8 protein-coding genes are annotated in these 12,168 nt (G+C 52.6%); 3 read left to right on the top strand and 5 right to left on the bottom strand.

Features of this window, described 5'->3' with window-relative positions:
* Nucleotides 1-337: 337 nt before the first annotated feature.
* The gene (gene trhA / locus WMO29_RS09580; RefSeq protein ID WP_178038968.1) at nt 338-1,006 is read left to right on the top strand and encodes a PAQR family membrane homeostasis protein TrhA; all 669 of its coding nucleotides are present in this window, start codon (nt 338-340) and stop codon (nt 1,004-1,006) included.
* Nucleotides 1,007-1,083: 77 nt separating this feature from the next.
* Nucleotides 1,084-1,398, top strand: coding sequence for a GIY-YIG nuclease family protein (locus WMO29_RS09575; RefSeq protein ID WP_178038967.1), 315 nt, complete (start codon nt 1,084-1,086; stop codon nt 1,396-1,398).
* Between the two features lies 1 nt (nt 1,399).
* Here the strand turns inward: WMO29_RS09575 and WMO29_RS09570 are convergent, their stop codons facing one another.
* The 5 genes from WMO29_RS09570 to ileS all read right to left on the bottom strand — a co-directional run bounded on the left by WMO29_RS09570 (nt 1,400) and on the right by ileS (nt 9,899).
* Nucleotides 1,400-2,242 carry a peptidoglycan DD-metalloendopeptidase family protein gene (locus WMO29_RS09570; RefSeq protein ID WP_349164598.1) on the bottom strand — a complete coding sequence of 281 codons (843 nt, stop codon included), beginning with the start codon at nt 2,240-2,242 and terminating at the stop codon, nt 1,400-1,402.
* A gap of 31 nt (nt 2,243-2,273) precedes the next feature.
* A complete protein-coding gene (locus WMO29_RS09565; RefSeq protein ID WP_178038966.1) occupies nt 2,274-3,170 on the bottom strand; it encodes a SpoIID/LytB domain-containing protein in 897 nt (298 codons plus the stop codon).
* 71 nt (nt 3,171-3,241) lie between these two features.
* Nucleotides 3,242-4,012: a uridine phosphorylase gene (gene udp / locus WMO29_RS09560; RefSeq protein ID WP_349164597.1), complete on the bottom strand. Its 771-nt coding sequence runs from the start codon at nt 4,010-4,012 to the stop codon at nt 3,242-3,244.
* A gap of 110 nt (nt 4,013-4,122) precedes the next feature.
* Nucleotides 4,123-6,624 carry a glycogen/starch/alpha-glucan phosphorylase gene (locus WMO29_RS09555; protein WP_349164596.1) on the bottom strand — a complete coding sequence of 834 codons (2,502 nt, stop codon included), beginning with the start codon at nt 6,622-6,624 and terminating at the stop codon, nt 4,123-4,125.
* 119 nt (nt 6,625-6,743) lie between these two features.
* Nucleotides 6,744-9,899: an isoleucine--tRNA ligase gene (gene ileS / locus WMO29_RS09550; protein ID WP_349164595.1), complete on the bottom strand. Its 3,156-nt coding sequence runs from the start codon at nt 9,897-9,899 to the stop codon at nt 6,744-6,746.
* A gap of 589 nt (nt 9,900-10,488) precedes the next feature.
* Here ileS and WMO29_RS09545 point away from each other — a divergent pair.
* A complete protein-coding gene (locus WMO29_RS09545; protein WP_349164594.1) occupies nt 10,489-12,123 on the top strand; it encodes a D-alanyl-D-alanine carboxypeptidase family protein in 1,635 nt (544 codons plus the stop codon).
* The last annotated feature ends 45 nt before the right edge of the window (nt 12,124-12,168 follow it).

Below are 12,168 nucleotides of genomic sequence, written 5' to 3'. Positions count from 1 at the left end.
GTGAGATGCAGCGCAGCGGAATCGAACTGGCATGCCTTATAGCCTCACTACCTTCAGGGTATGCAAAAATGTAAGGAAATGGTTCAGAGGGAGCTTGCTCACTCTGGGCCATTTTTTTACATTTTTATAGGGCGCCAGCCCGACAGTGAGATGCAGCGCAGCGGAATCGAACTGGCATGCCTTATAGCCTCACTACCTTCCGGGCATGTAAAAATCCCCTTGACTTTTTTCATTTTCCGCATATAATATGAATATAGTTACACATAGTTTTAAATACTACATATGGAATTATTAAAAACCGTATTCATATTATAGCTAAACGAAAGGGGTTGTTACCATGAAATTTGAAATCAAAGATCCGGGAAGCGCGATTACTCATTTTATCGGCATGCTGATGGCTGCCTTTGCGGCGACGCCGCTCTTAATTCGGGCGGCCAGCAATCCCGATAAGATCCATCTCATTTCCTTAAGCATTTTTATCATCAGCATGATTCTGCTGTACGCGGCCAGCACCACCTATCACACGCTGAACCTGTCCGAACGAACCAACCGCATCCTGCGGAAAATCGATCACTGCATGATCTTTATGCTGATCGCAGGCTCCTATACGCCGGTGTGCCTGATTGTGCTAGGCGGCAAGGTAGGGTATACCCTCTGCGCCATCGTCTGGGGCATCGCCATCGCCGGCATTATCCTGAAGCTGTTCTGGATCACCTGCCCCAAATGGTTTTCCTCGGTGCTGTATATCGCCATGGGCTGGGTGTGCGTGCTGGCTTTCACGCAGATTCTGAACGCCCTGTCACCGGCGGCCTTCGGCTGGCTGCTGGCGGGCGGCATCATTTACACGGTGGGCGGTATTATCTACGCGCTGAAGCTGCCGCTGTTTAACGCCAGACATAAGTATTTTGGCTCCCATGAGATTTTCCATCTGTTTGTAATGGGCGGGAGTATCTGTCATTTTATTATGATGTATGTATTTGTGGCAAAGATGCCGATTGGGTTGTAAAATTTGCATAAAAGAACTCCTTCGCGTATAATAAGAAAGACTCACAACAGCTTCTATTATATGCGAGGGAGTTTTTTATGAACTACACCTACATCCTCCGGTGCGGCGACGGCTCGCTCTACACCGGCTGGACCAACCATCTGAATAAACGCGTGGCGGATCACAACGCAGGCCGCGGCGCCAAATATACGAAAGCGCACCGGCCTGTGGAGCTGGCTTACTATGAGATCTTTGAGACGAAAGAGGAGGCCATGAAACGAGAATGCGCCATCAAAAAATTAAGCCGCCCTCAGAAGGAACGGCTTATTGAATCCGATGCAAATTTACTCTATACGATAGGAGTACCTTCGGAGCAGCATGAAGCACCCACTACAGAAAGTGTACAAAAGTAATTTATGGGAGCAATTCTTTAGGATTGATACTTTCCCCATCCTTCAGCACCTGAAAATACAGGTTACTGCCCTCTTTACTGTAAAAGCGGGTAGGCTCCGCCACATAGCCTATCAGAGCCCCGGCCTGCACGTAGTCGCCCTGCTGCACGGCCGGTTCTTTGATCTGCCCGTAAATAACCTGGTAACCGCTGCCGATATCCATGGTGATGGTCGTGCCGGTCTCATCCACATTTTCAATAGAAATTACCTTTCCGCTGGCTGCGCTCAAAACATTTTGATCTACACTTCCTTCTATTATAATAGCCGGATTGTACTTATACTGATCAAGCGTCGAAAAATAGACTGTCTTGTCCATGCTGTAATCCATCAGAATATTGCCGGCAATGGGCCAGAGAAGCTGATCCGTCTCGGCCGAGAATGACAGGGGCGGCGCTTCCGCGCCTGCGTTTGCCTCAATGATCACCGGCTCGTCCACACTGATTTCCGCGTATTCGCCCTCCAACTCGGCGTTGTCTGTCTCGGCTGTCTCTGAGCCTTCGACCTGCGCGGTCTCCGCTGCGCTCTCACCGGTCCGGTCCCGGCTGGCGCTTCCCGAAGCCGCCTGCCGCTCGGCCTCCGCTGCCTTCTGCTCCCGGGCGGCTTTCGCCGCCACCTCCTGCTGCCGGGCCTGCGCCGCTTTTTCCGCGTCTGCCACCTCCTGCTCCAGCCTCCGCTGCTGCTCCTCGGTCTTACCCACTGTGTACATGCCAAACAAAGTCACGCCCGCCAGAAGACATAGGCTCAGCGCCACTGTGGCCATCCGCCTTCCCGCCGGGCTCGTCTGCCGTTTCTTTTTTGTTGTCATAAACTTCACCTCTATGATATGATTCCGCTTTTTAAGTGCTATCCCTAGCATAGCCATTTTCGGTAAAGCTTATACAATCCAGATTTTTATAAAAATAAGACAAAATTTCCCGGTAGGTTCGCCCCTCCAGCGCCATCCGCCCAGCTGTATACAGGCTCATGCCAAAGCCGTGGCCCAGTCCCCGGGTGACGATGCGCACGCCCTGGTCCGTCTCCTCCGCCGTGAAACAGCTGGAATTCAGCTCATATCGGAACCGGAAGGCTTCGCCGGTCAGTGTCTCATCCCCCAGCCGCACCGTCAGCACGTATCCGGCGCTGTCCCGGCTTTCAATCACCGGCAGCTCCAGCTCCGGGAAATAAAAAATCTGCAGATAATCCGCCGACTCCACATCGCCCGCGCAGTCCGCCGAAGTAAGATAGGTATAACCCTCTCCCAATGCGCCGCCCTCTCTGGTCTTTCCGGCGCTAACTGCATGGTAGGGCAGATCTTTCAGTTCCCCTTCCAGAGCCAGCACCTGTCCGGCAGTCTCCTCTGCCGCCGTCCGGCATTTTTCCAGGTATCGCTGACGGTTTTCATAGCTCCAGAGCTTTTCTGCCTCGCCTTCTGTGCAGACCGTAAAGCCCAGCGCTGCCAAATCCTCCTCCCGGATGGCCTCTGCCGCCTGCTGCCAATCCGCCGCTTCATAATATTCCATGGCCGCCCGCAAAAGATTCGTCCGAATCACCACCGCCTGAGCCTTCAACGCCTCGGTCTCATAGGTCACGGATATTTGCATGGGCAGTATCTGCGCCACACAGCGCTCCAGGTTGCCTTCCGCAGGCTCCGTCTGCCCACCCGCCAGCTCGCCGGTGCAGAGCACCACAGCCACATAGGGCAGTAATATCAATATAATCAGAATCGAAGCCGCTGTCTTTATTTTTTCTCTCATTCTACAGCTTATGCGAGGCCACGAAAAAGCAGACCGGGGATTCCGGCCTGCTTTCGCATAGTTTACATAACTTAATTTTCTTTGTCCGCAAGAATCAATTTCCGAATGGCTTCGACGCTCACCTGAATCGCCGCCGTCATGTCCTGGCTTTCCGTGTCATCCATCCCCTGTTTCCTGCGCTCCTGGTTCCAGAGCACATTCAGCACGCAGCCCGCGCGCATGCCCAGGATCTGCGACACGATGAAGACCGCCGCGCTCTCCATCTCCGAAGCCAGGCAGCCTGCCTTGATCCAGGCGTCCCATTTGCTCATGAGCTCGTAGCCTGCCGGCATCCGTTCCGGGCTATGCTGACCGTAGAAGGAATCCTTGCACTGAACCACGCCCGCGTGATACGTATGGCCCAGCTCCTTTGCGCTGTTTACCAGCGCATTGGTCACATCCAGATGGGCGATGGCCGGAAATTCCACTGGCACGTACTCCTTGGAGGTGCCTTCCATGCGGATGGCTCCGGTAGCCACCACCAGATCGCCGCCCTTCACCGGCAGGGCCATGCCGCCGCAGGTGCCGATGCGGATAACCGTATCCACGCCAATCTGATGCAGCTCTTCGATTCCGATGGCCGCTGAGGGACCGCCCATACCAGTTGACATAACATATACTGGTTTCCCCTCAATCTCGCCCACCCAGGTGGTGTATTCCCGGTTCTGTGCCACAAACCGCGGGTTTGCAAGGTGCGCGGCGATTTTCTCCACTCGCCCCGGATCGCCCGGCAGGATGGCGTAGCGCGCCCCGACTTCATTGATAAATCCGATATGGTAAGGTTTCTGATGTTCATTGTACATAAGCCTGACCCCCTTTTTCTTAACCATACACGATTTCACCCCATTTTGCAACCGACGGAGCGCAAAAAGGACAGACGCCCGAAAACGTCTGCCCCTTTGAAAAAACTGTTTTATTTTGCTTTGGCCTTGTCCTTAACCGGCTCGTCTTCCTTCGGAAGCTCTACGGTCATCTTATCCAGATGCCAGATGTCGTCTACGTACTCCTGGATGGTGCGGTCGGAAGAGAACTTGCCGCTGCATGCGGTGTTCCAGAGGGCTTTCTTCGCCCACTGCTTCTCATCCCGGTATACAGCCTCAATCTTCGCGTGTGTCTCTGCATAGGACCGGAAATCCTTCAGGATAAAGTAGGTATCTGCCCGATCGCTGTTGTTGGTGTTCAACAGGGAATCATACAGATCCCGGAACAGCTCCGGATCCTGAGGTGCGTAATAACCATTGATCAGCTGCATCAGCACGTGACGGATATCCTGATCGGAATTGAAGATGTCCATGGGGTTGTAGCCACCATGCTGCTCATAATTGATAACCTCGTCTGCGCTCAGACCGAAGATAAAGGCGTTCTCCTCACCCATCTCTTCTACCATTTCCACATTTGCACCGTCCATGGTTCCGATGGTCAGGGCTCCGTTCAGCATGAACTTCATGTTACCGGTACCGGATGCCTCCTTGCTGGCGGTGGAAATCTGCTCGGATACATCTGCAGCCGCGAAGATCAGCTCCGCGTTGGAGACACGGTAATCCTCAATAAATACCACCTTCAGCTTGCCGTTAATGGACGCGTCGTTGTTGATCACGTCTGCCACGGAGTTGATAAGCTTGATGGTCAGCTTCGCGCGGCGGTAGCCTGCTGCAGCCTTGGCGCCGAAGATAAAGGTTCTCGGATAGAATTCCATATCCGGATGCTCTTTGATCTTATTGTACAGATACATCACATGCAGGATGTTCAGCAGCTGACGCTTGTACTCATGCAGTCTCTTCACCTGTACATCGAAGATAGAGCGCGGGTCTACGGTGACGCCGTTGTGCTCCTGGATGTATTTTGCCAGACGCACCTTGTTCTGATACTTGATGTTCATGAACTCCTGCTGCGCCTTCTCGTCGTCTGCGTAAACCTTCAGCTTACTGATCTGGGACAGGTCGGTGATCCACTCGTCGCCGATGTGGTCGGTCACCCACTGAGCCAGCAGCGGATTGCCGTGAAGCAGGAAACGACGCTGGGTGATACCGTTGGTCTTGTTGTTGAACTTCTCCGGCATCATCTCGTAGAAATCCTTCAGCTCCTGCTTTTTCAGGATCTCTGTATGCAGTCTCGCTACGCCGTTTACGGAATGGCCTGCTGCGATAGCCAGATGCGCCATCTTAACCTGTCCGTCATAAATGATAGCCATCTTGCGGATCTTCTCCTGATCGCCCGGATATTTTGCCTGGATATCCAGTACAAAACGACGGTTGATCTCCTCCACGATCTGATATACACGGGGAAGCAGACGGGAGAACAGCTCGATGGGCCATTTCTCAAGGGCCTCTGCCATGATGGTGTGGTTGGTATAAGCGCAGGTCTTAGTGGTGACCTCCCATGCCTCGTCCCACTCCAGGCCTTCCTCGTCGATGAGGATACGCATCAGCTCGGCTACCGCCACGGTCGGATGGGTATCGTTCAGCTGGAACGCCGCCTTCTCGTAAAACTTACGGATGTCGTCATGGTTTCTCTTATAACGGGCAATGGCCTCCTGCACGCTGGCGGAGATAAAGAAATACTGCTGCTTCAGACGCAGCTCCTTGCCTGCCATATGGTTGTCGTTGGGGTACAGAACCTCTACCAGCAGCTTCGCCAGGTTCTCTTCCTCTACGGCCTGCTGATAATCGCCCTTGTCGAAGGCGTCCAGACGGAAGGTATTCATGGCCTCTGCGTCCCAGATACGAAGGGTATTTACTACGTTATTGCCATAGCCTACTACCGGAAGGTCGCAGGGGATAGCGCGTACGGCCTGATAGCCCTTCTGGATAAAATGGTTCTTGCCGTTCTGATCGACTTCTACATCTACATAGCCGCCGAACTTGACGATCTTCGCGTACTCCGGACGGCGGAGCTCGAAGGGATTGCCATCCACAAGCCAGTCGTCGGGAATCTCTTTCTGATAGCCGTTCTCAATTTTCTGCTTGAACATACCATAGCGGTAACGGATACCGCAGCCGTATGCCGCATAGCCCAGGGTTGCCAGAGAATCCAGGAAGCAGGCTGCCAGTCTTCCCAGACCGCCATTTCCCAGAGCTGCGTCCGGCTCCTGATCCTCGATCACGTTCAGATCGCAGCCCAGCTCCTCCAGAGCTTCCTTTACTTCGTCATAATAGGTCAGGTTAATCAGGTTATTGCCAAGAGCACGGCCCATCAAAAATTCCATGGACATGTAATACACGATCTTCGGATCCTGCTTTTTCATCTGCTCCTGGGTCGCAATCCATGCATCGATGATCGCGTCCTTGGTAGCCAACGCTACCGCATGAAAAATCTGGTGCTGTGTTGCCTCTTCAATGGGTGTCCGGTACAGAGTCTTCACGTTGTAAACTACGCTTCTCTTAAAGAGTTCCTTGTCAAAGGGTCTCTTACTCATAATAGTTTCCTCCTCTTTGATACCGTTTATCACTGTTCACTCCGTTCACAGTGACACGCTTCGCAATGCACAGAAATTATGCTGTCCGCATCATTTCGTGCTGCAAGACCAGAACGCGCTTACGCGCGCTCTACGCCCATGGTAACATTCTCGCCGTTGATACTCCAGTCCTTCACGTAGCCATTGGCCTCGTCGAACTTCACATCCACTGCCAGAACCTCGGACTTGATCTGATCCGCATTGGCCTTGATAAGCTGTTCGATCTTCTCATTGCCCTTGCAGGAAATCACAATCTTGTCGGTTACCTGGAAATCTGCCTCTTTACGCATGGTCTGCACCTTGCTGATAATCTCGCGGACAAAGCCCTCCTCGATCAGTTCCGGCGTGAGCTTGGTGTCCAGCACTACGGTGATGGTATTGTCACCGTCGGATACGAAGCCTTCGGTCTGTGCCATGTCGATCAGCAGATCCTCCTCCGATAATACCACATTTGTACCATTTACGTCAAATGTAAGACTTCCCTTCTCCTTCAGCTCGTCCATGGCGGTATTGCCGTCCACCTCAGACAGGTGCTGGCGGATGCCGTTCAGGCACTTTCCATACTTGGGTCCTACGGTCTTCAGCTGCGGCTTGAAGCTGTATGTGGTAAATGCGCGGACGTCGTCGGTGAAGTCTACCTTCTTCACATTCAGCTCATCCTCGATGATCTCGCAGTAGTACTCAGCCAGCTTGTAGGGCGCCTTTACATACATCTGGGCAATGGGCTGACGGTTCTTGATGTTCGCGGTGTTACGGCACGCACGGCCCATCACAACGATCTTCAGAACCTCGTCCATATCGCGCTCCAGCTCTTCGTTGATCCATGCCTTGTTTACAGTCGGGAAGTCGCACAGATGGATGCTCTCGGGAGCGTCCTTGTCGATGCTTCTTACCAGATTCTGGTAAATTTCTTCTGTCATGAAGGGTACCATGGGCGCTGCCGCCTTGGAAATGGTTACCAGGGAGGTATACAGGGTCATATAAGCATTGATCTTATCCTGCTCCATGCCCTTTGCCCAGAAACGCTCACGGCTGCGGCGTACATACCAGTTGGACATATCGTCCACGAACTCCTGAAGGGCTCTTGCTGCCTCCGGGATCCGGTAATTGTTCAGGTTATCGTCTACCTCGCCTACTACGGTGTTCAGCTTGGACAGAAGCCATTTGTCCATGACACTCAGGGAATCATAATTCAGCTCATACTTCGTTGCGTCAAATTCGTCAATGTTGGCATACAGCACGAAGAACGCATAGGTGTTCCAAAGGGTACCCATGAATTTACGCTGTCCTTCCTGTACGGCCTTTCCGTGGAAACGGTTGGGCAGCCAGGGCGCGCTGTTGATGTAGAAATACCAGCGGATGGCGTCTGCGCCGTATTTATCCAGGGCGTCAAAGGGATCTACCGCATTTCCCTTGGACTTACTCATCTTCTGGCCGTTCTCATCCTGTACATGGCCCAGAACGATGACGTTCTCGTAAGGAGCCTTGTTGAACAGAAGCGTGGACTCTGCCAGCAGGGAGTAGAACCAGCCTCGGGTCTGATCTACGGCCTCGGAGATAAACTGTGCCGGGAACTGCTGATGGAACAGCTCCTGATTTTCAAACGGGTAATGATGCTGCGCGAAGGGCATCGCTCCGGAGTCGAACCAGCAGTCCAGTACCTCCGGTACGCGGCGCATGGTCTTGCCACAGCAGGGGCATTTCATGGTGATCTGGTCAATGTACGGACGATGGAACTCGACGGTCTTCGCGTTCTCGTCGCCACTCATCTCATAGAGTTCCTCGCGGCTTCCGATGGACTCCTGGTGTCCGCAGCCTTCACACTCCCAGATGTTCAGCGGAGTTCCCCAGTAACGGTTACGGCTTACGCCCCAGTCCTGAATGTTCTCCAGCCAGTCGCCGAAACGTCCCTTACCGATGCTCTCCGGGATCCAGTTGATGGTATTGTTATTGCGGATCAGGTCATCCTTTACCGCGGTCATTTTGATGAACCAGGACTCACGCGCGTAGTAGATAAGCGGTGTGTCGCAGCGCCAACAGAACGGATAATCATGCTCGAACTTGGGCGCGTCGAAAAGCTTGCCCTCTGCGTCCAGATCCTTCAGGACTTCGGGGTCAGCCTTCTTTACAAACATACCTGCATACGGCGTCTCGGCGGTCATGTTACCCTTGCCGTCCACGAACTGTACGAAGGGCAGGTCGTAGTTGCGGCCCACGCGTCCGTCGTCCTCACCGAAGGCCGGCGCGATATGAACGATACCGGTACCATCGGACATGCTGACATAGTTGTCTACGGTTACATAGAAACCTTTCTTATGCTGCTTTGCGGCTGCCTCTCCGGCGCAGGCAAACAGCGGCTCGTACTCCTTGTACTCCAGGTCTTTTCCGACATATTTTCCCAGAACCTCGTAGGCGGGCTTGCCTTCCTCTGCGAGACCGCCCAGCACCTTGTCTGCCAGGGCCTCTGCCAGGTAGTAGGTGTAGCCGTCTGCTGCCTTGACCTTTACGTAGGTGTCGCTGGGGTTCATGCACAGACCCACGTTGGACGGCAGGGTCCAGGGGGTGGTGGTCCATGCCAGGAAGTACGCGTCCTCATCCTTTACCTTGAAGCGGACGATGGCGGAGCGCTCCTTCACCTGCTTGTAGCCCTGGGCTACCTCATGGCTGGAAAGGGGGGTTCCGCAACGCGGGCAGTAGGGAACGATCTTGAAGCCCTTGTACAGCAGGCCCTTCTTCCAGATCTCCTTCAGCGCCCACCACTCGGACTCGATGTAGTTGTCATCGTATGTGACAAACGGATGCTCCATGTCAGCCCAGAAGCCTACGGTGCCGGAGAAATCCTCCCACATGCCCTTGTATTTCCAGACGCTCTCTTTACATTTGCGGATGAACGGATCCAGGCCGTACTGCTCGATCTGCTCCTTGCCGTCCAGACCCAGCATCTTCTCGACCTCCAGCTCTACCGGAAGTCCGTGGGTATCCCAGCCGGCCTTTCTCGGTACCATATAGCCCTTCATGGTGCGGTATCTGGGGATCATATCCTTGATAACACGGGTCAGCACATGGCCGATATGGGGCTTACCATTGGCGGTAGGCGGTCCGTCGTAGAAGGTGTAGGTCTCGCCTTCCTTGCGGCTGTCCATGCTCTTCTCGAAAATGTGATTTTCATCCCAGAACTTTTCAATCTCTTTCTCACGGCCGACGAAATTCAGGTCGGTTGATACTTTGTTGTACATGATTTTTCCTCCTTTTGAAATCACTGAAAACCCTGTTCTCCAGAATTTCAGATTCGCGGGGCGGCGTCCGAAGGGACTTGTGCCTTTCGCGAAAAAAAAACGACCCTTGTCCTGTAACAGGACAAAAGCCGATCGCTTCTGTGAAACCACCTTATTACAACATGCCATCACATGTGTCTCCCATAACGGAGGAGTCCCGCCGGAGCCTACTGGTATTGCTTTTCGGATACAAAACGCTTTCAGCCCGGAGCTCGGAAGTGATTTTCAAAAAGTCCTACTCGCACCGGGCTTCCACCATCCCCGGTTCTCTGTGCCTTTGGGAGCTTTTCTACTCTCTTCGTCAATGCTTTTTCTTTATGTTTCGTCGCTATTAGCCAGTATAACCCGTTTTTGCGGGCTTTGTCAACCGTTCGGCAGAGATTTTACACACTTTTTTCTTAAGGAATTTTAAACTTTTTCCCGAAGCCCTTGCGCCTATAGTGGAAATAGCCTATACTTAAATTTACATTTGTTACAATTTTCAATTACGAACCAAATTTTTTCTATCTTCAAGATATATTTTAATTTTTAATTACAGGAGCGTTTTCACATGAAATTTTCACATAAATTTAGATTTTTCACGGGTCTTATAGCCCTTTCCCTGGTAGGCTCCCTCTGTTTTAGCCCTGTTTCCGCAGAAGCTGCAAAGAAGGCCAGTAAGAAATCAGCGAAGCAGATTGCTGCTGAAAAGGCTGCCGCCGAACAGCTGGAGGCGGAACGCCAGGCCGCTTATAATAAGGCCATCGACTCGAACGCCATCGACGGTTGGCCTCAGGGGCCGCAGATCTACGCGGAATCTGCCATCGTCATGGAGGCTTCCAGCGGCGCCATCCTTTATAATAAGGATATGGATATGAAAAATTATCCGGCCAGCATTACGAAGATCATGACTGCGCTTCTGACCCTGGAGAACTGCTCGCTGGACGAAACTGTGACCTATTCCTATAACGCGACCCACACCATCGACGCGGGAAGCAGCAGTATCTATACCACTGAGGACGAGCAGCTGACTGTGGAGCAGTCCCTCTACGCCTTGATGCTGGAGTCCGCCAATGAATGTGCCAACGGCCTGGCCGAGCATGTGGCCGGATCCATCGACGCCTTTGCGGAAATGATGAATCAGAAGGCTGCGGAGCTTGGCTGCACCAATACTCATTTTGCCAACGCCAATGGTCTTCACAACGATAATCACTACACCAGTGCCCACGATATGGCGCTGATTACGAAGGCCGCCATTCAAAATGAAGACTTCTTACGCATCTCCGGTACGGCCAAGTACCAGATGCAGCCCACCAATAAACGTGATGAAATCACCTATATGACCAATCACCACTATATGATTGCCCCCTACAAAGGCGTCACAAAGTACCTGGACGATTCGGTTATTGCAGGAAAAACCGGCAACACCAGTGTGGCCAAGGGTACTCTGGTCACTGTAGCGGAACGAAACGGCATGACGCTCATCGTTGTGACCATGCGGACTCAGTCCACCGGCGAGAAGGGCGTACCCCTGTTCACCGATACAGCGCTGCTTCTGGATTATGCCTCCGAGAATTTCACCCGGTTTAATGTCTCCGAAAACGAAACAAATTTCTCGGTAGCCGGTTCCGGCACTTCCTATATCGGAAGCGCCATCTTCGGTCAGTCCAAGCCGTTGATTCAGATCGACACCAACGCAGGCATTGTGCTTCCAAACGGAGCTTCCTTTACAGACGCCTCTCCGGAGCTAACCTTCCAGGATGAAAATACGGATTCTGACGTGATTGCCAGTCTCTCCTATACTTACAACGAGGAACCTGTGGGAACTGCGGATATTTCGCTTACCAAGGATAATTTACAGGAATTTACATTCGATAAAGAAACTGATTCTGACGAAACCGCTGACACGGACGGCACCGAAAAACCGATTCAACAGACACATTTTATCAAAATCAATGTGCGGATGATTCTGATTGTAGCCGGAATCCTTCTGCTTCTATTCCTGCTTTACCGCTTGCTTCGCCATCTGATGAAGACCTTCCGGTTTTCCATTCATCTGCCGAAGCTCCATCGAAGACGAGCACGTTCCCGTGGAAGACGCACCTCTTTCACCGGATCCAAAACCGGAGCAAAAAATAAGCATTCGGAAAACCGGTATCACCGGACGCCGAAGGACCGGGGCGGATGGGATGATTTGGACCTGTAAAATTCACTATTCGTAATAAAAACGAGCACTCACAAATTTTCTGAT

The organism is Laedolimicola intestinihominis (assembly GCF_040096155.1).
In the GTDB taxonomy this organism is placed as follows: domain Bacteria; phylum Bacillota; class Clostridia; order Lachnospirales; family Lachnospiraceae; genus Laedolimicola; species Laedolimicola intestinihominis.
The sequence above is the reverse complement of the archived record's forward strand: the minus strand, read 5'-3'. Positions and strand labels throughout refer to the sequence as shown.

Bases quoted from the DNA above. Each gene is read 5' to 3' on its own strand.
- trhA (WP_178038968.1), top strand. From the start codon at position 338: ATGAAATTTGAAATCAAAGATCCGGGAAGCGCGATTACTCATTTTATC.
- WMO29_RS09575 (WP_178038967.1), top strand. From the start codon at position 1,084: ATGAACTACACCTACATCCTCCGGTGCGGCGACGGCTCGCTCTACACC.
- WMO29_RS09565 (WP_178038966.1), bottom strand. From the start codon at position 3,170: ATGAGAGAAAAAATAAAGACAGCGGCTTCGATTCTGATTATATTGATA.
- ileS (WP_349164595.1), bottom strand. From the start codon at position 9,899: ATGTACAACAAAGTATCAACCGACCTGAATTTCGTCGGCCGTGAGAAA.
- udp (WP_349164597.1), bottom strand. From the start codon at position 4,012: ATGTACAATGAACATCAGAAACCTTACCATATCGGATTTATCAATGAA.
- WMO29_RS09555 (WP_349164596.1), bottom strand. From the start codon at position 6,624: ATGAGTAAGAGACCCTTTGACAAGGAACTCTTTAAGAGAAGCGTAGTT.
- WMO29_RS09545 (WP_349164594.1), top strand. From the start codon at position 10,489: ATGAAATTTTCACATAAATTTAGATTTTTCACGGGTCTTATAGCCCTT.
- WMO29_RS09570 (WP_349164598.1), bottom strand. From the start codon at position 2,242: ATGACAACAAAAAAGAAACGGCAGACGAGCCCGGCGGGAAGGCGGATG.